The organism is Dactylosporangium salmoneum, assembly GCF_039532525.1.
GTDB classification, from domain to species: Bacteria; Actinomycetota; Actinomycetes; order Mycobacteriales; family Micromonosporaceae; genus Dactylosporangium; species Dactylosporangium salmoneum.
Map to the genome: position 1 here is coordinate 35,484 of NZ_BAAARV010000130.1, position 19,951 is coordinate 55,434.

Below are 19,951 nucleotides of genomic sequence, written 5' to 3' on the forward strand. Positions count from 1 at the left end.
GGCGTGGGCGGGGGGTGTTGGCGGAGAGGCGGCGGCCTGTTGCGCTCCGCGGTCGGGCGGGCCGGGGCGGAATGCTGCGGCTCGTCGTGCTTTGCGGGGTGGGCGGGGGTGGGCGGGGGTGGACGGAAAGGACAGCGGCCCGTTGCGCTTTGTGGTGTGGCGGGCTTGGCGCGGTACCGAATCGGAAATTGCCAATATTGGAGGCGAAGTGGGCGATTTATCGAGGTTTTCGCTCAACCAGGCGACTACCAAACGATGGCCGACCGCGGACACGATCGCGGGCTGCGCGGCCGCCGGCGTGAGCGGTATCGGGCTGTGGCGCGACCAGGTCGCCGAATGCGGCCTCGAGCGCACCGCCGCCCTCGTGCGCGAAGCCGGCCTCGCCGTCACCAGCCTGTGCCGGGGCGGGTTCTTCACCGCCGAAGGCTGGCGCGAGGACAACCTCCGGGCCATCGACGAGGCCGCGGCCCTCGGCGCCCCCGTGCTCGTGCTGGTCAGCGGCGGTCTCCCGGACGGTAGCCGCGACGTCGACGGCGCGCGCCGCCGGGTCGCCGACGCGATTGCGGAGCTGGTGCCGCATGCGCGGGCGGTCGGCGTACGGCTGGCAATTGAGCCCTTGCACCCCATGTTCGCGTCGGACCGTTGCGTCATCGCCACGCTCGGCAACGCCCTCGACATTGCCGAGCAGCACCCGGCGGATGTCGTCGGGGTCGCGGTCGACACGTACCACCTGTGGTGGGACGACGGCGTCTGGGCGCAGCTGGCCCGGGCCGGCGCGGGCGGGCGGATCGCGTGCTTCCAGGTCGCGGACTGGATCACGCCGCTGCCGGAGGGCGTGCTGCTGGGCCGCGGCCTGCCCGGCGCCGGCTGTGTCGAGCTACGCCGCTTCCGCGAGGCGGTCGACGCCGCGGGATACACGGGGCCGGTCGAGGTCGAGGTCTTCCACGAGGACGTGTGGTCCCGCCCCGGGATCGAAGTGCTTCAGGAGACCATGCGACGGTACGTCGAACACGTCGCCTGACGGCTACTGCGCCTGGACCCCGCCGTCCAGGGGCGGCGTCGAGGTGGTCGTCGGCGGGTCGGGCGGCGTGGTAGGGGCCGGCGGCGTGGTCGTCGCCGGCGGCGTGGTGTCGGTCGGCGACGGCGTGGTGCGGGTCGGCGTCGGGGTGCCCTGCGACGGCGTCGGCTGACCGTCCACCGTCTGCGTCGCCACCGGCGTCTGGGCCACGTTCGTCGGGTTGCCGATGAGCGTGGCGGTCGCGCCGCCGTTGGGCTTGCCGGCCTCGCCGTTGCCGGCGGTGCCGTGCGGGCCCGGCTGCGGGGAGGCGTTGGCCGGCCCGCTGTCGCCGCCGTTGGTGGTGCCGTGGTGCGAGTCGCCGCCGGGGTTGCCGCCCATGAGGTCGGAGGTCGTCTCGGCGGCCGCGAAGACGAGGGCCAGGGCCATCGGCAGGGCGATCGCCATCGAGGTGACCCGCCGGCGCGACATCTGGCCGGCGCCGCGCAGCCAGCGGCGCTGGACCGGGACGGTGGCCGCCTCGAGGTCGTCGATGGCCAGGCCGAGCAGCAGCTGCCGGGCGTCGGGGCGGTCGCCCGGGTCGCGGCTCAGCGCGGCGGCGACGAGGTCGCGGACCGGGTCGGGGATGCCGCTGAGGTCGGGCTGGCCCTCCAGGATCTTCCAGGCCCGGGCGGCCGCCTCCTCCCCGCCGTAGGGGTGGCGGCCGGTGGCGGCGAACGCGACCAGGCAGCCCCAGCCGAAGATGTCCATCGCCGCGGTCGGCTCCTCGGCGCGCAGCTGCTCGGGGGAGGCCCAGCCGAGGCTGCCGACGATGTTGCCGGTGCCGGTGATGTCGCTGGCCGCGTCGAGCGCCCGGGCGATGCCGAAGTCGATGATGCGCACGCCACCGAGCGTGACCATGAGGTTGCTCGGCTTGAGGTCCCGGTGGACCAGCCCGACGTTGTGGATCGCGGCGAGCGAGGCCGCGACGCCGAGCGCGACGCTGTGCAGCATCGCCGGGTCGAGCGGGCCGTCGTCGGCGACCAGCCGGGACAGCGGGATGCCCTCGAGGTACTCGGTGACGAGGTAGGGGCGCTCCTCGTACACGCCCGAGTCGAGCACCCGGGCGGTGCAGAACCCCGGCACCCGCTGGGCGGCGCGGACCTCGCCGGCGAAGCGCACCCGGAAGCGGGGGTCGCGGGCCAGGTGGGCGTGGACCAGCTTGACCGCGACGCGGTTGCCCTCCGGCGACTGGGCCAGGTAGACGGTCCCCATGCCGCCGATGCCGAGCTGGCCGAGCAACCGATAGTCGTCGATGTGTAACGGATCGTTCTGGTTCAGGTCCCCGACGGTGGCCCTCCGGGCCGGCGCGGCCGAGCGCAGGGGCAGGTCCGGCGCGCCACCGTCGGCGTCGTCGTGCTTGCCTGCCTCGGTCATCGGGGTCCTTCCACGTGTACTAGGGGTGGTCGTGCGGTCTGGTTCACGTGCAGTCTGGCCCCTTCACCGGGAGATGAAAAGACCGCGGGGGCGCACCGTCCGAACAGTAGTCCAGGCAGGCACGTCCGTCCGCGCCGGAGGTCACACCAGAAGTGTCACGGTTCCGGTACTTGCCCAACGATCGCGACGCCCCGCGATGACGCGATTTCCCCCGTTCCCGGGCCAATCGGTCAGCGTTGTCGCTCCAGGTGATCGACCAGTCCACGCAGCGCCGCGGTGACCCGGGCGAGCTCGCCGGGCTCCAGATAGGACAGTGCGTAGGCCTCGGCGGTCTGCGACTCCGGCAGGAGCTCGCGGATCAGCCGGTGGCCCTTGCGCGTGAGCTGCAGCAGGACGAGGCGCCCGTCGTCGGGGTGGTTGTTGCGGCGCACCAGCCCCCGGCCGGACAGGGTGTCGACCACGCCGGTGAGCGTGGCCTTGGAGATGCCGGCCTGCTCGGCGACGTGCCGGGTCTCGATGCGGCGCGCGGCCCACACGGTGCGCAGGACCACGAACCCGGTCCAGGTCAGCTGGCGCGGCCGGAGCACCTCCTGCTCGACGTGCTGCCGGACGGCGTTGGCGGCGCGGTGCAGGTGCAGGACGGTCTCGGTCGGCCCGGAGAAGCCGCCGCCGTCCCTGCCGACCGTTGCGGTCACCGTGTCCTGCGCCGAGCTGCTCGCGCCGGCGCAACCCCGTGCTTGCCCATATGGGCGGCCCCCCTCTGGTCCCCGCATCGAACACACAGAATATCGGGAACGTGCTGGTTCCGTTGTCCCCTCATTACGCTGAGCGATCTTCCACCCACCCTGCGGCGCCGCCAATTGCGGGCATTGACCGTCTTTGTCCGCCTGCTCTGTCGGTTATCCGGTGAATTGGAACTTCTCGTGATCCTTGGGAGGCTCGTGGGCATGCGTCCCCGCCCGTGCTGTCTGTGCGTGTAGTGGCACTTGACGAGAGAAGGGCTGTGTCCCGCCTGATACACCCGTCGCGTCCCGGCCTGCTCGGACGGCACTGACGGACGCGCCCGGCCCGGGCGCACTGAGGCGGCCGCCGCGACGCCCGCGGGCTGCGGCCGCGCCCACCCGGGCGCGCGCGGACGGCCATCGTAGTGCGGCCCGGCGGCCCAGTCGGGGTCTGCGACGCAGGGCCGATCCTGGTCGGTAGGCCGGAGCCCCCGTTCTCCGTCTCGGGCGGTGCCACCGGCGGGTCGGGCGCACCGTGTTCTGCCGGTGCTTCTGCCGCCGTTCCTGCCGGTCGATGGTGGCGCTGCGTAGCCGGGCCGCCCGCGGCGGGACCTGCGCGGCGGGCCCGCCGGCCCGTTTCAGCGGCGGCGGTCGCCGGGGCCGCGGTTGATCAGACGGCGGCGTTGCCACACCAGGAACGCGAGGAAGGCGACGACCACGAAGATCGCGCAGCAGAACTTGGCCACGGTCGAAGCCTACGACCAGTTCGGGCGGCGGTCCGGGGCGCGGCCGGTGCTGAGCTTCCGGTGCTCGGCCAGCCGGGCGAAGGCCACGGCGTCGGCGACGGCCGCGCAGCCGGGGTCGTTGTTGAAGTACACGTAGACGTCCTGGCTCTTGAATGCCTCCCACAGGCGGCCCGTCCACGTGTCGAGGGCCGAGCGGCCGTATCGGGGTCGGGGCGTCGCGCGGCCCTCGTGCATGCGTAGGTAGCCCCAGTCGGCGGTGCGCCACAGCGGGGCCTGCGGACGGCCTTCACGGTCCGACCAGCACAGTGCGGAGTTGTGCGATTGCAGTACGTCACGAATCTCCGGCGTCCACCAGGAGTCGTGCCGCGCCTCGACCGCCACCCGCACGCCCTTCGGGAACGCGGCGAGGGTCTCCTCCAGCGCGCCCGCGTCGGCCGGCAGCGTCGGCGGCAGCTGCAGCAGCACCGGGCCGAGCTTCGAGCCGAGGCCCTCGGCCCGCTGCATCAGGCGGTGGACCGGCTCGCGGGGCTCGCGGAGGCGCTTGATGTGGGTGAGGTACCGGCTGGCCTTCACCGCGACCACGAAGTCGTCCGGGGTGCGGGCCCGCCAGTCCTCGAACGTGGCGCGCTCGGGCAGCCGGTAGAAGGCGTTGTTGACCTCGACCGTGCCGAACGCCTGCGCGTAGTGCTCCAGCCAGAGGCGTTGCGGCAGGTCGGACGGGTACAGGCGGCCCTTCCAGTCCTTGTACTGCCAGCCGGACGTCCCGATGCGCATCATGCCCGCACTGATTCCCCGCGCCGGGATGACTAGTCACGCCGAGGGGATACGTAGACGCCGCGGTGGCCCGTCTACGTATGTCGGCGGCGCCGGAGTACGTAAGCGTTACCGATGGCACGGAAGCCTTACGCGGCGAGGATGGAGTCACAAGGTTGAGAGGGGAATGCGATGAACGTCCACGATGGTCTGCTGACCGAGCTCGTCCGCCAGCGCCGCCTGCACATGCTCGACGAGGCCAAGAACTGGTCAGGCCGCGTACGGCTACGGCGGCGAGCACAGCGCGTGCGGGCCGCGGCGTAGCCGGCGTGACCGGCCCGCCGCGACCGAACCGCGGGGGAGTTCAGCCCCGGCGCTCCATGTGGACCACACCCCTCCTGGTGGTCCACACGGGGCGCCGGGGCTGTTCTGGTTCTACCGGGTAGCGCGTGCGGCCGTCATGACTAGGCCCCCGCAGGCCATGACTAGGCACCGCCGGCGGGCGAAGATACGTAACAGGTACAGATGGCAGGGGCTCCTTACCTCGACAGGATGGAGACACAACACCGAACCGTCCGGCCGAGGAGTCCAGATGATGCACCCCGCGTTCCTGTACAGCCAGCTCCAGCACCGCCAGCAGAGCCTGCTGGGGCTCGAACCGCACGAGCGCCCCGCCGCGCGCCACGCGCGCCGGCCGTGGTGGCGCAGGTCGCGCCCATCACAGCCAGAGCACCGGCCACGCGCCGGTAGGCTGGTGGCGTGCGGGCCAGCCGTAGCGGAATGAGTCAGGTGATGGTCGGCCGCGACGATCAGCTGCGCCGGTTGCGCCGGCTGATCGACGGGTCCGAGCCTTCCATCGCCATGCTCGGCGGGGAGGCCGGGATCGGCAAGAGCCGCATGGTCCAGGAACTCATCTCGGGGCTGCCCGGTGCGGTTCCGATCCTCGACGGCCAGGCCGACCCCGGCACCCTCAGCCGCCCCTTCGAGGTGCTGCTCGACGCGATCGACAGCTGCCACCGCTCCGAGGGTCTCGACCCGGAGCTGCTGGAGGTGGTCACCGACGCGTCCCGGTCGATGATCGACCGCATTCAGGCCGGGCTGGAGATCGTCCGGCGGCTGACCACCCCGGGGCCGTCGATCGTCGTCTTCGAGGACCTGCACTGGGCCGACTCCGAGAGCGTGGCGCTGTTCGAGCGCATCGCCGAGTTGCCCGGCAGCCGGCTGCTGATCGGCACCTACCGCCCGGACGAGATCACCCGCCGGCACCCGCTCGCCGACCTGCTGACCCGGCTGGAGCGGCGCTACACGGTGAGCAACGTGCGGCTGGAGCGGCTGAGCCTGGCCGACACCTCGATGTTCGTCAAGTCCGCCACCGGCCGCGCGCCCGCCTACCGCACGGCGCTGTCGCTGCACAACCGCACCGGCGGCAACCCGTTCTTCCTCGAGGAGCTGCTCAAGGCCAACGGCGACAACGACCTCGACACGCTGTGCGACCGGCCGCTGCCGTGGAACATCGCCGAGGCCATGCGCCGCCAGCTCGACGAGCTCGACGACGAGGAGAAGCGCATCGTCGAGGCCGCCGCCGTGCTCGGCCGCAAGGTGCCCTTCGACCTGCTCGCCGCGGTCACCGGCTTCGACGAGCCCGCGCTCATCGACGGGCTGCGCGACCTGGTCCGCCGGGGGCTGATGGTGGAGACCGGCGACGACGAGTTCAGCTTCCGCCACGCCCTGACCCGCGAGGCGCTGGTCGACGAGATGCTCGCCCGGCAGCGGCGGCGGCTGCACGAGCTGGCCCTGGAGACGCTGCTGTCCACCGGCAGCAGGGACTACGCGCTCGTCGCCCACCACGCCAGGGGCGCCGGGCGCTATCTCGACATGGTGGAGGCGGCGCGGCGGGGGCTGCACGTCTACATGGGGATGGGGTCGCCGTACCAGGCGCTGCAGCTGGCCGAGATGGGCCTCGACGAGCTGCCCGACGACGTCGAGCTGCTCTCCTGCGGGGCCCGGGCCGCCTGGCTGGCCGGCCTGCTCGACGACGCCCAGGAGCTCGGCAAGCGCTGGCTCGGCGCGGCCGCCACCCACGAGGAGCGGGCCGACGCGCTGCGGCTGCTGACCCGGCTCGGCTGGGAGATCGGCAGCAGCAACACCATGCAGGAGCGGGCCGCGCAGCTGCGGGCCGAGATCGCGCACCTCGACGACGGGCCGGCCAAGGCCCACGCGTTCGCCGCGATCGCGCAGGCCTACATGCTGCACGATGACACCGAGCGGGCCGTGGCCTGGGCCGACATGGCGATCACCCTCGGCGAGGAGCTCGGGATGCCGGCCGTCTGGCTGGCCGGCAAGGTCGAGAAGGGCTGCGCCCTGGTCGGCGTCGCGGCCGGCGTCGAGGAGGGCATCAAGCTGCTCAACGAGGCCGCGCAGGAGGCCGAGGAGGCCGGCGAGTGGCTCATCGCCGCGCGGTCGATGAACGGCCTCTACAACCTGCTGCCGGGCGGGCCGGCCGACTGGGCCGCGGCGCTGGAGAAGATGCGCACGTTCGCCGAGCAGGCCGGGTTCGAGTCGCTGGCCGTGGCCGCGTACTTCCAGGGCCGCGCCCGCCTCGCCGTGCAGGAGGGCAACCTCGCCGCGGCGATCGCCGAGCTGGAGGCGGCCCGGCGCCGCGACCGGGGGCTGCTGCGCACCCGCAACGGCAGCGACTACCACGGGGTGCTGTTCGCCGGCCTGCTGCTCGAGGCGGGCGAGCTGGACAAGGCCGACATGGTGATCCGCGGCCTCATCGAGAGCTCCACCGACGCCTACACGATGCTCACCCAGACCTCCGTGCCCGGCCTGCAGTTCCACCTGGCCTGCCGCCTCGGCCGCGCCGAGCAGGCCCGCGAGCTGCTGCGCGTCGTCCTCGACGCGGTCCGGGTCACCGGCATCTCCGGCCGCGACTTCGCCCACGACCTGATCTCCGCCGGCCTCGCCGCGGGCCTGAGTGCCGACGAGCTGCGCCCGCTCGCCGTGGCCATCGACGACCCGCTGTTCGACGACGCGTACCGCTGGCTCGCCGACGCCCACATCGCCGAGGCGTCCGGCGACCTCGCCGACGCGTTGCGCCTCTACCGGGCCGCGGTCGCCGAGCCGACCATGCTGCTGCCGGCCCAGCGCGGCAGCGGCCACCTCGGCGCGGCCCGGTGCCTGCTCGCGCTCGGCGACGCCGACGCGGCCCGGGAGCACGTCCGGGCCGCGGAGCCCCACCTGGCCCGGTGGGCGGGGTGGCGGGTGGCCGAGCTGACCGGCCTGCGCGGCCGCCTGGGCCTGGCGACGCCGGTGGCCGCCGGCGCGGCGGGCGCGGGGGACGAGGCCCTGACGCCGCGGGAGCGCGAGGTGGCGGTCCTGCTGGCGGAGGGCCTGACCAACGCGGAGCTGGCCCGCCGCCTGTACATCTCGCCCCGCACGGCGGCGGTGCACGTCTCGAACATCCTGAACAAGCTGAACCTGGAGTCCCGGACGCAGGTCGCGGCCTGGGTACGGTCCCGGCCCGCCTGAGCCCGGGGCTACCGGGCCGGCAGGGTCGGTCGACGTTGGGCGTAGGCCGGTGACGCACGCAGCGATCCCGGGCCGCATCGGCCGCGTGGGTCGCGGGTCCGCGTCCGGCGAGGAACGGCGGGCGAGTGGACGAGCCGGGGTGCGACCGGCCGCGTAAGGTGCGGCGCATGGGGGACGGGTACACCGCATGGCTCTCCCGGCGGGCCCGGGGGCTGTTCGCGCTCGCCGCCGTGGCCGTGTCCCTGCCCATGCTGCTGTGGGCGCCGGCCGCCGGTGGGGCGGCCGGGCGGGCGGCGGCGGTGGTGTGCATCGCGGTGTTCGACGCCGACCCGCAACGGGCCCGCGAGGCGGTGCGCCGGACCGAGGCGGCCGGCCGGGCGGCGCTGGAAGAGCTGCGGTCGTTCCTGAGAACCGTGCGCGAGGGCGACGACAGAACCGTGCGCGAGGGCGACGACGGCGACGACCGGGGCGCGCGGCAGGACGGCGGGCCGCAGCCGACGCTCGACGACCTCGACCGGCTGGCCGAGACGGTCCGCGCGGCGGGGCTGGAGGTCGACCTCGACCGGGAAGGCGGCGGCGAGGTGCCGCTCGGGGTACAGCTCAGCGCGTACCGGATCGTGCAGGAGACGCTCACCAACGCGCTACGGCACGCGCGGGCCGGGCGCGCCCGCGTCGTCGTCCGGATCTCCGCGGCGGCCGTGGACGTGCTGGTGCGCGACGACGGGCGCGGGGGTGTCGTCTCCGGCGGCGGGCACGGGATCGCGGGGATGCGCGAGCGGGCCGGGCTGCTCGGGGGGACGCTGCGGGCCGAGGGGCTCGCCGGGGGCGGGTTCGAGGTGGAGGCGCGGTTGCCGTACGGGGAGCGGGCATGACGATCAAGGTGCTCATCGCGGACGACCAGGCGCTGGTGCGGTCCGGGTTCCGGATGATCCTCGAGGCGCGCGAGGACCTCGAGGTGGTGGGGGAGGCGTCCGACGGGGAGCAGGCGATCCGGCTCGCCGGGCAGACGCGGCCCGACGTGGTGCTCATGGACGTGCGGATGCCCGGGGTCGACGGCGTGGCGGCGACCGCCCGGCTGACCTCGCGGGAGGGGGCGCCGCGGGTCATCATCCTCACCACGTACGACCTGGAGGAGCCGCTCTGCGCGGCGCTTCGGGCCGGGGCCAGCGGGTTCCTGCTCAAGGACGTGCGCCCGGCCGACCTGGTGGAGGCGATCCGGGTCGTGGCCCGCGGCGACGCGCTGCTGGCGCCCACGGCCACCCGGCGGCTGCTCGACCGGTTCGTGGCGACCGAGGTGACGCCGGCGGCGCCCGCCGGGGCGCTCGGGCAGCTCACCGACCGGGAGCGGGAGGTCCTGCTGCTCATGGCCCGCGGCTCGGCCAACGCCGAGATCGCGGCGCGGCTGGTGGTGACCGAGGCGACCGTGAAGACGCACGTGTCGGCGATCCTGCGCAAGCTCGGCGTGCGCGACCGGGTGCAGGCCGTGGTGCTCGCCTACGACCTCGGCCTCGTGCGCCCCCGCCCGCCGGGCTGAGCCGCGAAGGGCGCCGAAGGCCGCAGGCTCATCGCGAAGCCCGCAAGTTCGCGCACATGCAAAGCGGGCTCGTCCGAAGGGCCACATCCAAAGGGCCACATCCAAAGCGGGCTCGTCCGAAGAGCGCACATCCAAACCGGACTCGTCCGAAGGGCGCACATCCAAACCGGGCTCGTCCGAAGGGCGCACATCTACAGCGGGCTCGTCCGGAGGTCGTAGGAGCGGGACCGCTCTCGCGCCGGACGCCGGATTCCTAGCGTCGACGGCATGACGACACAGCAGCAGCGCAGGGCGATCCACATCGTCGTGGGTCTGCTCGTCACCGGGGTCGCCGTGAGCGTGACGTTCGCCGCGCTGACCCTCATCTTCCGGCGGAGCATCCTGGCGTACCAGGGCAGCACCGACGGCGCCGCGACGCTCTGGACCCGGGCGGGCATGGTGTTCGTAGTCGGCGGCCCATCGCGGCGGTGGTCGTCGCGCTCGCCGTGGCCGCGCTGCGGGTGCGGGTGCCGGCGGCGCGCCCCGCGAACCCGCCCCGGCCGGGCGCGGTGGCGCTCGCGGCCGGCCTGGCCACGCTCGGGTTCATGGGGCTGATCTGGCCCTTCGGCGGGGCGCGGCAGCCGATGTTCACGCACGGCGCGTGGGCGTTCGCGCCGATGGCGGGCGCGGCGGTGGTGGCCGCGCTGGCCGTCATCGCCCTGCGGCGGTGGGCCGCGCACCCGGCCGCCGACAGCAGCAGGAACACGATGACGCAGGCCGCGCCGAGCTCGCGCCCGGCGGCGTGGACCCCGCGGCACCGCCTCGCCGCGTGCATCGGCGCGCTGGTGAGCCACAGCCTCTTCGGGCTCGCCGCCAACGCGGACAACGCGGTGGATCGGGCCTTCCTGCTCGGCGTCGCCGCGCTCACGGTCGTCCTGGGGCTGCTGGTGGCGGGCCGGCTGGATCGCGCGGCCTGAACCTCGGCGTCGCAGCGCTCGTGGTCGTCCTGGGGCTGCTGGCGGCGGGCCGGATGCATCGCGCGGCCTGAAGCGGTGGCCGGCGCTTGCATCCGGTGCGTAGCATCGGTTGCATGTCGTGGTCGATGACCACCATGTTCGCCGCGTGGACGAGCGCGGCGACGCCGGCCGACCTCGTCGCGGTGGCGACGGCGGTGCTGGCGGCGTTCGCCGTGGTGCTCGCCACGCGGCTCGTCGCCGGGGCGCCGGCGACCCCGGCGCGGGTACGCGCCGTTCCGGCCCGGGCCCGGGCGGCCCGGGGGCAGGCGATCCGCTCGGCGGACCCCGACGCGCCCGGCCGGCCCAGGCCCCGCGCGCCCGGAATCTGACCCGCGCGGCCTCGAGCCGCCGCGCGAATTGACACAGTCACGACGAAGGCCCGGACGCACGCGCGCGGCCTTCATCGGGTGACGCCTGCGCCGAAACAAGCGGACCGCCGAAGCAAGCGAGCAAGCGAGCCCGCCGTCGAACGAGCGCGCCGCCGCGACAAGCGAGCGCGCCGTCGAACACGCGCGCCCAGAACAGGGCGCCCCCCGTACACGAAGGAACGAAAGGACCGTTCCGTGCTGCACCCTGCCCTCATCGCGCTGGCCGGAGCGCTCGGCTCCGTGCCGGCCGCCATCGTCGTGGCCACCCTCCTGCTCCGCGCCGCGCTCCTCCCGCTCAGCATCCGCGCCTACCGCGCCGAGCGGGTCCGCGCCCGCCTCGCCCCCCGCCTCGCCGACCTGCGCGAGCGGCACGCCCGCGAGCCCGTCGTCCTGGCCGAGAAGACCGCCGAGGTCATGCGCGCCGAGGGGTCCGGGCCGTTCGCCGGGCTGCTGCCGATGCTCGCCCAGGCCCCGTTCGTCTGGCTGCTGTACCGCGAGTTCACCGGCCCCGCCATGCACGGCCACACCCTGCTCGGCGCCGACCTGACCGCCCGCCTCGCGACGCACCCGGCGCTGCTGGCCGGTTGGCTCATCGTCGCCGCCCTCGCCGCCGTCGCGCTCTGGAACGTGCGGCAGCTACCCGCCGGCGCGCCCCGGCTGAGCCGCCTCCTGTCGTTCGGCACGGTGGCGTTTGCGCCGCTCGTGCCGGTTGCGGCCGGGATTTACCTGGTCACCAGCGGGGCGTGGACCGCGGCCGAGCGGTGGTGGCTGCGCGGCCGGGCGCCCGCGGATTCGGTCACACTTTAGTAGTCAAAAACGAAAGTTTGAATCAAAACAAGAAAAGTTCGGTTGGTACTGGCGGAAGGGTATCGGCGGGCTCTAGGCTCCGTAGCCAGCGACAGCCGGCGATATCGCCCACCCCATGTACCGCTGTCGCATACGTCCTCACCGCTAGGAGGAGCCCCCGTGCGTACGGGTGTGTGGCTGGTCGGCGCGCGTGGATCCGTGGCCGTCACCAGCATCGTCGGCGCCTCGGCGCTGCGGGCCGGTCTGGCCGAACCGATCGGCTGCGTCACCGAGCATCCCGCCCTTCGTGGCGCGGCCTTACCCGGCTTCGGCGACCTGGTGTTCGGCGGTCACGACGTCGCCACCACCGGGCTGCTGAAGCGGGCCGAGGCGCTCGCCGCGGCCGGGGTCGTCCCCGGGCCGCTGGTCGCCGCGCTGCACGGCGAACTGTCCACGGTGGACGAGGAGGTCCGGCCGCTGCCGCACGCCGAGACCCAGGCCGCGGCCGCGGCGGCGATCGCGGCCGACCTGACCGCGTTCCGGGAGCGGCACGGGCTCGAGCGCGTGGTGGTCGTCAACGTCGCCTCGACCGAGCCGGCCCCGGCGCCGCACCCCGCCCACGCGGACCTGGCCGCCCTGGAGCGGGCCATGCAGACCCCGGAGGTCGTACTCCCACCCAGTGCCCTCGTGGCCTACGCCGCCCTGCGCGCCGGGTGCCCGTACGTCGACTTCACCCCGTCCACGGGCGCCCGCCTGCCGGCCCTGCACGAGCTGGCCCTGGCGCAGCGGCTGCCGTACGCCGGCCACGACGGCAAGACGGGCGAGACGCTGCTCAAGGCCGTCCTCGCCCCGATGTTCGCCATGCGCCGCCTCGCCGTGCGGTCCTGGTCGGGCATCAACCTGCTCGGCGGCGGCGACGGCGCGACGCTCGCCGACCCCGGCGCCAACGCGGCCAAGTCGGCCAGCAAGCAGCGGGTGCTCGGCGAGACCCTGGGCTACGTGCCGGACGGCCACACCCGCATCGAGTACGTCCCCGACATCGGCGACTTCAAGACCGCCTGGGACCTCATCACGTTCGCGGGCTTCCTCGGGACCCCGATGCGCATGGAGTTCACCTGGCACGGCTGCGACTCCGCGCTGGCCGCGCCGCTGGTGCTCGACCTGGTCCGGCTGGTCGCGGCCGCGCACCGCAGCGGCCACGCCGGCCCGCTGCCGCAGCTGGCGTTCTTCTTCAAGGACCCGCTGGGCGAGGTCGACCACGGCCTGGCCGCCCAGTTCGAGGCCCTGGTCGAGTTCGCGGCGAGCCTGCAATGAGCCCGACCTGGCGCGACCTCGTCGAACTGGTCCGGGCCCCCGCCGCGCTCTCCGTGCCGGGCGACGTCGTCGCGGGCGCGGCGGCGGCCGGGCGCCTCGGCCCCCGCACCGCCGGGCTGGCCGGGGCGAGCGTCCTGCTCTACTGGGCCGGCATGGCCGCCAACGACTGGGCCGACCGCGAGATCGACGCCGTCGAGCGCCCGTCCCGCCCGATCCCGTCGGGCCGCGTCGAGGCCCGCACGGCCCTCGCCGTGGCCGCCGGGCTCACCGCCGCCGGGGTCGCCGCCGCCGGCCTGGTCGGCGGGAAGAAGGCGCTCGCCGTCGCCGCGCCGCTGGCCGGCGCGGTCTGGGCCTACGACCTCGGGCTGAAGAACACCCCGGCCGGCCCCGCCGCGATGGCCGCCTGCCGCGCGCTGGACGTGCTGCTGGGGGCGTCCGGGGGACGGCTGCGGCGGGCGGCCTGGCCGGCCGCGACCGTGTTCGCCCACACGTACACGGTGACCGCGCTGAGCCGGTCCGAAGTGGACGGTGCCACCCCGGCGCTGCCCGCCGCCACCCTCGCCGGAACCGCGGCCGTGGCGGCCGCCACGGTGGCGACCAGGCGGCCGCTGGTCCCGGCCGGCCTCGCCGCCCTGTACGCGTACCGCTACGGCGCCCCGCAGCTGGCCGCCGTCCGCGACCCGGCCGCGCCGCGGATCCGGGCCTCGGTCGGCGCCGGGATCCTCAACCTGCCGGCGTTGCAGGGCGCCCTGACCGCCCGGGCCGGGCGTCCCGTCGCCGGCATCCTCGTCGCCGCCGCGGCCCCGCTGGCCCGGCTGCTGTCCAGGAAGGTGTCGCCGACATGACCGGGCTGCGGTTCGGCTACGGGACCAACGGGTTCAGCAACCACCGCCTCGACGACGCCCTCGACGTCATCGCCGGCCTCGGCTACCAGGGCGTCGCCCTGACCCTCGACCACCACCACCTCGACCCGTTCGACGCCCACCTGGCCCGGCACGTGCGGACCGTCGGCCAGCGGCTGGGCGAGCTCGGCCTCGGGGTGGTCATCGAGACCGGGGCGCGGTTCCTGCTCGACAAGTGGCACAAGCACGCACCCACGCTGCTGGACGACGAGCCCGGGCCGCGGCTGGACTTCCTGCGCCGGGCCGTGCGCATCGGCGCCGACCTCGGGGCGGAGGCGGTCAGCTTCTGGGCCGGGGTCCGCCCGCCCGGCGTGCCGGCCGAGGAGGCCTGGCGGCGGCTGGTGGGTGGCTGCGCCGAGGTGCTCGCCGCCGCCGAGGGCGCCGAGATGATGCTCGGCTTCGAGCCCGAGCCCGGCATGCTGGTCGAGTCGATGGCCGACTGGGAGCGGCTGCGCGCCGACCTCGGCGCGCCCGTGCGCTTCGGGCTGACCCTCGACATCGGCCACTGCCGGTGCCTGGAGCCCGTGCCGGCCGACGAGTGCGTGCGCCTGGCCGCCGGCTCGCTGGTCAACGTCCAGATCGACGACATGGTCCGCGGGGTGCACGAGCACCTCGAGTTCGGCCAGGGCGAGGTCGACTTCCCGCCGGTGATGCGGGCCCTCGCCGACATCGGCTACGGCGGCCTGGTCGCCGTCGAGCTGCCCCGCCACAGCCACGCCGCGCCGAGCGTGGCCCGCGACTCGCTGGCCTTCCTGCGCGAGGCCGAGCAGCGTTCGCTGGACCGATTCCAGGAGGTGTCATGAGTACCGAAGCCCTGTACGCCGCCCTGAAGTCGGAGCTTTCCGACACTGTCTGGCTCGACACCGCCCTGGAGACCGTGGCCCGCCAGCCCTCGGCGATCGGGCGGCTCTTCCCCGCGGCCGGGCGCCGCTGCGGCCGGTGGATGCTCACCAGCATCGACGGCTGGAGCGCCGACGACGCGGCCAGGGTCCTGCTGCTGAGCAAGGCCGGGAACAACGAGGCGGAGATCGAGGCGCTCTACCGCTACGGGGACGCCGCCGAGAAGCGGGCCGTCCTGCGGGCCCTGCCGCTGCTCGACGTGCCATCCGCCGGCAGGATTCTCGAGGACGCCCTGCGCACCAACGACACGCGGCTCGTCGCCGCGGCACTGGGCCCGGCCGCCAAGCACCTCGCCCAGCCGGCCTGGCGCCAGGGGGTCCTGAAGGCCGTGTTCATGGGCCTGCCGCTGGCCGGCATCGCCGACCTCGACGCCCGGGCCGACGCCGAGCTGGCCGTCATGCTCGCGGGCCTCGCCGAGGAGCGCCGCGCCGCCGGGCGCCCCATGGCCGACGACGCCACCGCGCTGCTGCACCGACTTCAGGAGAGGGTCTCGTGATGCGCATCTTCGACCCCCACATCCACATGACCTCCCGGACCACCGACGACTACGAGCGGATGGCCGCCGCCGGGGTGCGGGCCCTCGTCGAGCCGGCCTTCTGGCTCGGGCAGCCGCGCACCAGCGTCGGCTCGTTCACCGACTACTTCGACTCCCTCGTCGGCTGGGAGCCCTTCCGGGCCGGGCAGTTCGGCATCCGCCACCACGCCACCATCGCGCTCAACCCGAAGGAGGCCAACGACCCCCGCTGCCGCGAGGTGCTCGGCGTGCTGCCGCGCTACCTGGAGAAGGACGGGGTCGTGGCGGTCGGCGAGATCGGCTACGACTCGATGACCCCGGAGGAGGACGAGGTGTTCGCGGCCCAGCTGCAGCTGGCGGTCGAGCACGAGCTGCCGGCCCTGGTGCACACCCCGCACCGGGACAAGGCCCGCGGCACCGAGCGCACCCTGGCCGTGGTCCGCGAGTCCGGCATCGACCCGGGCCGGGTCGCCGTCGACCACCTCAACGAGGTCACCGTCGCCGCGGTGGCCGGCAGCGGCTGCTGGATGGGCTTCTCCATCTACCCCGACACGAAGATGACCGCCGAGCGGATGGTGCACATCCTGCGCGAGTTCGGCCTGGAGCGGATGCTGGTGAACTCCGCGGCCGACTGGGGGCGCTCGGATCCGCTGCTGACCCTCCGTACCGGTGAGGCCATGCTCGCCGCGGGGTTCTCCGACGACGACGTGGACCGGGTGCTGTGGCGCAACCCGGTCGAGTTCTACGGCCAGTCCAAGCGCCTCGACCTGTCCGACATCGAGACCGAGGCGACGTTCGAGGGCAACTCGATCCTGCGCGGGGGATCCTGATGCGGCTGCGCCACCCCGACGGGCAGACGGTGCACCTGGCGTACGGCACCAACGTCCACCCCGCCGAGGACCTGCCCGGCATCCTGGCCCAGCTCGACACCTACGCGACGCCGATGCGCGAGCGGCTCGGCACCGACGTGCTCGGCCTCGGGCTGTGGCTGGGCGCCGCGGTCGCCGCCGAGCTGGCCGCCGACCCGTCCCGGCGCCGCCGCCTGCGCCGCGAGCTCGACGCGCGGGGCCTGGAGGTGGTGACGCTCAACGGGTTCCCCTACCGCGAGTTCCACGCGCCGGTGGTCAAGCGGGCCGTGTACCGCCCCGACTGGGCCGACCCGGCCCGCCTGCGGTACACCCTCGACCTGGCCCGGATCCTCGTCGACCTGCTGCCCGACGACGCCGCCCGCGGCTCCATCTCCACGCTGCCGCTGGGCTGGCGCGACCCGTGGGACGGCATGCAGGCGGCCCGGGTCCACCGCGCCCTGGACGCCCTGGCCCAGGGGCTGGCGGCGCTGGAGGTGCTGAGCGGCCGTACCGTCCGCGTCGCCTTCGAGCCGGAGCCCGGCTGCGTCATCGAGAACACCCTGCAGGCCGCCGTCCACCTGTCCCGGGCCGACCGGCAGTGGCTCGGCGTCTGCGTCGACCTGGCCCACCTGGCCTGCGCCTGGGAGGACCCGGTGGCCGCGGTGCAGCGGCTGTCCCGGGCCGGCCTGCCGGTGGTGAAGATCCAGGTGTCGGCCGCGCTGGAGGTCGCCGACCCGGACGGGTCGCGCGAGGTCGTGGAGCGCTACGCCGAGCCGAAGTTCCTGCACCAGACCCGCACCGCCGGCTGCGCGCACTCGTTCGACGACCTCGACGAGGCCCTTGAGGCCGGGCCGGACGGGCCGTGGCGGGTGCACTACCACGTGCCGCTGCACGCCGCGCCCGAGCCGCCGCTGCGCGCCACCACCGCCGTGCTGCGGGCCGGCCTGGGCGCGCTCGTCGGCGGGCCGATCGCCGCCTGCGACCACCTCGAGGTCGAGACGTACACCTGGAACGTCCTGCCACCCGCCCAGCGCCCGGCCGGCCCGCGGGCCCTCGCCCACGGCATGGCCGCCGAGCTCGCCTACGCCCGGGACACCCTGCAGGACCTGGGCCTGAAGACCCTGGAGCGCACCAAGTGAGCAAGCCGCTGCTCGTGCTGGACGTCGTCGGGCTCACCCCCCGCCTGCTGCCGCACATGCCCAACCTGTCGAAGCTCGGTCCCGCGGTACCGCTGGACCCCGTGCTGCCGGCCGTGACGTGCTCGGTGCAGTCGACCTTCCTGACCGGCGAGGCGCCGGCCGGGCACGGGATCGTCGGCAACGGGTGGTACTTCCGCGACCTCGGCGAGGTGTTCCTGTGGCGGCAGCACAACGCGCTGGTCGGCGGGGAGAAGCTCTGGCACGCGGCGCGGCGGGCCGAGCCCGGCTACACCGTGGCCAACGTGTGCTGGTGGTACGCGATGGGCGCCGACGTCGACTGGACCGTCACGCCCCGCCCCATCTACTACGCCGACGGGCGCAAGGAGCCCGACTGCTACACCTTCCCGCCGTCGCTGCACGACGAGCTCACCGACCGGCTCGGCCCCTTCCCGCTGTTCACCTACTGGGGCCCGACCGCCGGCATCCCCTCGTCGGCCTGGATCGCCAAGGCCGCGCAGCAGCTTCTGGCCGACAAGTCGCCCGACCTGACCCTCGTGTACCTGCCGCACCTCGACTACGACCTGCAGCGCTACGGCCCGTCCGACCCGCGCGCCGCGGCCGCCGCGGCCGAGCTCGACGCCGTGCTGGGGCCGCTGCTGGAGGCGGGCCGGGCGCGCGGGGCGACGACGGTGGCGCTGTCGGAGTACGGCATCACGCAGGCCCGCCGGCCGGTCGACGTCAACCGGCTGCTGCGCGCCGAGGGCCTGCTCAACGTGTACACGCAGGACGGGATGGAGTACCTCGACCCGTGGACGTCGCGCGCGTTCGCGGTCGTCGACCACCAGATCGCCCACGTGTACGTGCGCGACCAGCAGGACGTCGCGCTGGTGCGCAAGCTGTGCGCCGGGCTGGCAGGCGTCGGCGAGGTGCTCGACGAGGCCGGCAAGGCGGCGCAGGGCCTCGACCACGAGCGCTCCGGCGAGCTGGTGCTGCTGGCCGAGCCCGACGCCTGGTTCACGTACTACTACTGGCTCGACGACGCGCGGGCGCCCGACTTCGCCAAGCTGGTCGAGATCCACCGCAAGCCGGGCTACGACCCGGCGGAGCTGTTCCTCGACCCGGCCGGGCCGGGGGCGGCGAAGGGGCGCGCGGGGCTCGCACTGCTGCGCAAGAAGATCGGGATGCGGTACCTCATGAGCGTCGTCGGCCTCGACGCCGGCGCGAAGGCGGTGCGGGGATCGCACGGGCTGCGCCCGGCCGCCGACGAGGACGGCCCGGTCTGGCTGTGCGACGACCCATCCCTGACGCCGGAGCGGGTCGCGGCCGCCGACGTCAAGTCGCTGCTGCTGCGGCTGGCCGGGCTGGCGGGCTGACGCTCTCGCGCAGCAGGTGGTGGGCGGACTTGACGCGGTACATCTCGGCGTCCGCCGTGCGCAGCAGGCTGTCCAGGTCGCCGTCGCGCGCGGTGGCGGTGCCGATGCTGGCGTCCACCCGGACCGTGCCGGGGCCGAGCGGGACGGGGGCGCCGATCGCGGCCCGCAGCCGCTCGGCCACCTCCCGGGCGGCCGGCGCGTCGGTGGCCGGCAGCATCACCACGAACTCGTCGCCGCCGAGCCGCGCGGCCAGGTCGCCGTCGCGGACCTGGGCGCGCAGCCGGTCGGCGACGACGCGCAGCAGCTCGTCGCCGGCGGCGTGGCCCAGCTCGTCGTGGGACCGGCTTGAAGCCGTCGAGGTCCAGGACGAGTACCGACGCGACGTCCCCGGGGCGAAGGACGCCGCGGGCGTGCTCGTGCAGCAGGTTGCGGTTGCCCAGCCCGGTCAGCGGGTCGTGCAGGGCCTGCTCGCGCAGGCCGGCCCGGGCGGCGGCCAGCTGGCCCAGGTGGTTGTGGTGGGCCCGGGACAGCAGCCCGGTCATCATCGCCACCACCAGCTCCAGCCCGGGCGCGACGCTGATCAGGTCGGCGGGCATCTGGCGGCCCACCAGCTGCGGCGACTGCCAGTACAGCAGGAAGTCGGCGGCGCAGGCCACCGCGCAGACCAGCAGCGCGCCGGTGAGCTGGTGGCGGTACGCGGCCACGATGATCGGGATGATGAGCAGCGGCCAGAACACCAGGTCGGGGGAGCGGGCCGCGCTGAAGACCATGCCGACGATCGCCAGGGTGTCCACGGCCACCAGGACGGCGCTCAGCCGCAGGTAGCGCGGCTTGGCCACGCTGCGGAGCGCCACCACGGCGAGCCCGTTGATGAGCCCCTCGGCCCCCGCCGCGGCCAGGCCCAGGGCGGTCGACATGCCGGGGATGGCCGGCAGCACGGCGATGGACGCGATGATCCACAGCATCGCGCAGGTGCGGCTGATGATGCCGGCCCACTCCAGGCTGCGGCGCATGCGCACGAGCGCCTCGTCGACGGGCATATCACTCACTCGGCGGCGTCACCCCCGACCTGAGGACGGGGCGAACCTGAGAAGT

General features: G+C 74.4%; 20 protein-coding genes. 16 read left to right on the top strand and 4 right to left on the bottom strand.

The window, feature by feature from the left end; translation table 11 throughout:
• Positions 1-196 precede the first annotated feature (196 nt).
• Positions 197-1,021: a sugar phosphate isomerase/epimerase family protein gene (locus tag ABD352_RS53090; protein WP_425553982.1), complete on the top strand. Its 825-nt coding sequence runs from the start codon at positions 197-199 to the stop codon at positions 1,019-1,021.
• 3 nt (positions 1,022-1,024) lie between these two features.
• Here the strand turns inward: ABD352_RS53090 and ABD352_RS53095 are convergent, their stop codons facing one another.
• The 3 genes from ABD352_RS53095 to ABD352_RS53105 all read right to left on the bottom strand — a co-directional run bounded on the left by ABD352_RS53095 (position 1,025) and on the right by ABD352_RS53105 (position 4,676).
• Positions 1,025-2,431, bottom strand: a complete 1,407-nt coding sequence (locus ABD352_RS53095) for a serine/threonine-protein kinase (protein ID WP_344620312.1) — start codon at positions 2,429-2,431, stop codon at positions 1,025-1,027.
• Positions 2,432-2,661: 230 nt separating this feature from the next.
• Positions 2,662-3,126 carry a MarR family winged helix-turn-helix transcriptional regulator gene (locus ABD352_RS53100; protein ID WP_344620313.1) on the bottom strand — a complete coding sequence of 155 codons (465 nt, stop codon included), beginning with the start codon at positions 3,124-3,126 and terminating at the stop codon, positions 2,662-2,664.
• 782 nt (positions 3,127-3,908) lie between these two features.
• A complete protein-coding gene (locus ABD352_RS53105) occupies positions 3,909-4,676 on the bottom strand; it encodes a DUF72 domain-containing protein (protein ID WP_344620314.1) in 768 nt (255 codons plus the stop codon).
• 168 nt (positions 4,677-4,844) lie between these two features.
• Between ABD352_RS53105 and ABD352_RS53110 the strand changes: the two genes are divergently transcribed.
• From ABD352_RS53110 to ABD352_RS53175, 14 genes are all read left to right on the top strand, one after another.
• Positions 4,845-4,976 (top strand): hypothetical protein, encoded by a 132-nt coding sequence (locus tag ABD352_RS53110; protein WP_344620315.1) that lies wholly within the window; start codon positions 4,845-4,847, stop codon positions 4,974-4,976.
• A gap of 456 nt (positions 4,977-5,432) precedes the next feature.
• A complete protein-coding gene (locus tag ABD352_RS53115) occupies positions 5,433-8,183 on the top strand; it encodes a helix-turn-helix transcriptional regulator (RefSeq protein ID WP_344620316.1) in 2,751 nt (916 codons plus the stop codon).
• Between the two features lie 167 nt (positions 8,184-8,350).
• Positions 8,351-9,055, top strand: coding sequence for a sensor histidine kinase (locus ABD352_RS53120; protein ID WP_344620317.1), 705 nt, complete (start codon positions 8,351-8,353; stop codon positions 9,053-9,055).
• On the top strand, positions 9,052-9,717 hold the full coding sequence (locus ABD352_RS53125) for a response regulator (protein WP_344620318.1): 666 nt from the start codon (positions 9,052-9,054) through the stop codon (positions 9,715-9,717). Before ABD352_RS53120 ends, ABD352_RS53125 begins: the two co-directional genes overlap by 4 nt.
• A 467-nt stretch (positions 9,718-10,184) precedes the next feature.
• Complete coding sequence (locus ABD352_RS53130; protein ID WP_344620319.1) at positions 10,185-10,673, top strand: hypothetical protein; 489 nt, start codon at positions 10,185-10,187, stop codon at positions 10,671-10,673.
• Between the two features lie 113 nt (positions 10,674-10,786).
• Positions 10,787-11,041: a DUF6412 domain-containing protein gene (locus tag ABD352_RS53135; RefSeq protein WP_344620320.1), complete on the top strand. Its 255-nt coding sequence runs from the start codon at positions 10,787-10,789 to the stop codon at positions 11,039-11,041.
• A gap of 234 nt (positions 11,042-11,275) precedes the next feature.
• A complete protein-coding gene (gene yidC, locus ABD352_RS53140) occupies positions 11,276-11,887 on the top strand; it encodes a membrane protein insertase YidC (RefSeq protein WP_344620321.1) in 612 nt (203 codons plus the stop codon).
• 159 nt (positions 11,888-12,046) lie between these two features.
• The gene (locus ABD352_RS53145) at positions 12,047-13,180 is read left to right on the top strand and encodes an inositol-3-phosphate synthase (RefSeq protein ID WP_344620322.1); all 1,134 of its coding nucleotides are present in this window, start codon (positions 12,047-12,049) and stop codon (positions 13,178-13,180) included.
• On the top strand, positions 13,177-14,025 hold the full coding sequence (locus tag ABD352_RS53150) for an SCO3242 family prenyltransferase (RefSeq protein ID WP_344620323.1): 849 nt from the start codon (positions 13,177-13,179) through the stop codon (positions 14,023-14,025). The genes ABD352_RS53145 and ABD352_RS53150 overlap by 4 nt, the downstream gene beginning before the upstream one ends.
• Complete coding sequence (locus ABD352_RS53155) at positions 14,022-14,885, top strand: sugar phosphate isomerase/epimerase family protein (protein ID WP_344620324.1); 864 nt, start codon at positions 14,022-14,024, stop codon at positions 14,883-14,885. The genes ABD352_RS53150 and ABD352_RS53155 overlap by 4 nt, the downstream gene beginning before the upstream one ends.
• Positions 14,882-15,478: an EboA domain-containing protein gene (locus ABD352_RS53160; RefSeq protein WP_344620325.1), complete on the top strand. Its 597-nt coding sequence runs from the start codon at positions 14,882-14,884 to the stop codon at positions 15,476-15,478. Before ABD352_RS53155 ends, ABD352_RS53160 begins: the two co-directional genes overlap by 4 nt.
• A complete protein-coding gene (locus tag ABD352_RS53165) occupies positions 15,478-16,326 on the top strand; it encodes a TatD family hydrolase (protein ID WP_344620326.1) in 849 nt (282 codons plus the stop codon). Before ABD352_RS53160 ends, ABD352_RS53165 begins: the two co-directional genes overlap by 1 nt.
• Positions 16,326-17,483 (top strand): metabolite traffic protein EboE, encoded by a 1,158-nt coding sequence (gene eboE, locus ABD352_RS53170; protein ID WP_344620327.1) that lies wholly within the window; start codon positions 16,326-16,328, stop codon positions 17,481-17,483. Before ABD352_RS53165 ends, eboE begins: the two co-directional genes overlap by 1 nt.
• Positions 17,480-18,856 carry an alkaline phosphatase family protein gene (locus tag ABD352_RS53175; protein ID WP_344620328.1) on the top strand — a complete coding sequence of 459 codons (1,377 nt, stop codon included), beginning with the start codon at positions 17,480-17,482 and terminating at the stop codon, positions 18,854-18,856. Before eboE ends, ABD352_RS53175 begins: the two co-directional genes overlap by 4 nt.
• Here the strand turns inward: ABD352_RS53175 and ABD352_RS53180 are convergent.
• Complete coding sequence (locus ABD352_RS53180; RefSeq protein ID WP_344620354.1) at positions 18,816-19,160, bottom strand: GGDEF domain-containing protein; 345 nt, start codon at positions 19,158-19,160, stop codon at positions 18,816-18,818. The two genes, ABD352_RS53175 and ABD352_RS53180, sit on opposite strands and share 41 nt — an antisense overlap.
• Between ABD352_RS53180 and ABD352_RS53185 the strand changes: the two genes are divergently transcribed.
• Positions 19,060-19,929 (top strand): hypothetical protein, encoded by an 870-nt coding sequence (locus ABD352_RS53185; protein ID WP_344620329.1) that lies wholly within the window; start codon positions 19,060-19,062, stop codon positions 19,927-19,929. The two genes, ABD352_RS53180 and ABD352_RS53185, sit on opposite strands and share 101 nt — an antisense overlap.
• Positions 19,930-19,951 lie beyond the last annotated feature (22 nt).

What these genes read in the sequence shown, in the direction of transcription:
- ABD352_RS53135 (WP_344620320.1), top strand. Translation starts at nt 10,787, where the DNA reads ATGTCGTGGTCGATGACCACCATGTTCGCCGCGTGGACGAGCGCGGCG.
- eboE (WP_344620327.1), top strand. Translation starts at nt 16,326, where the DNA reads ATGCGGCTGCGCCACCCCGACGGGCAGACGGTGCACCTGGCGTACGGC.
- ABD352_RS53125 (WP_344620318.1), top strand. Translation starts at nt 9,052, where the DNA reads ATGACGATCAAGGTGCTCATCGCGGACGACCAGGCGCTGGTGCGGTCC.
- ABD352_RS53110 (WP_344620315.1), top strand. Translation starts at nt 4,845, where the DNA reads ATGAACGTCCACGATGGTCTGCTGACCGAGCTCGTCCGCCAGCGCCGC.
- ABD352_RS53150 (WP_344620323.1), top strand. Translation starts at nt 13,177, where the DNA reads ATGAGCCCGACCTGGCGCGACCTCGTCGAACTGGTCCGGGCCCCCGCC.
- ABD352_RS53155 (WP_344620324.1), top strand. Translation starts at nt 14,022, where the DNA reads ATGACCGGGCTGCGGTTCGGCTACGGGACCAACGGGTTCAGCAACCAC.
- ABD352_RS53160 (WP_344620325.1), top strand. Translation starts at nt 14,882, where the DNA reads ATGAGTACCGAAGCCCTGTACGCCGCCCTGAAGTCGGAGCTTTCCGAC.
- ABD352_RS53095 (WP_344620312.1), bottom strand. Translation starts at nt 2,431, where the DNA reads ATGACCGAGGCAGGCAAGCACGACGACGCCGACGGTGGCGCGCCGGAC.
- ABD352_RS53105 (WP_344620314.1), bottom strand. Translation starts at nt 4,676, where the DNA reads ATGATGCGCATCGGGACGTCCGGCTGGCAGTACAAGGACTGGAAGGGC.
- ABD352_RS53120 (WP_344620317.1), top strand. Translation starts at nt 8,351, where the DNA reads ATGGGGGACGGGTACACCGCATGGCTCTCCCGGCGGGCCCGGGGGCTG.
- ABD352_RS53115 (WP_344620316.1), top strand. Translation starts at nt 5,433, where the DNA reads ATGAGTCAGGTGATGGTCGGCCGCGACGATCAGCTGCGCCGGTTGCGC.
- ABD352_RS53165 (WP_344620326.1), top strand. Translation starts at nt 15,478, where the DNA reads ATGCGCATCTTCGACCCCCACATCCACATGACCTCCCGGACCACCGAC.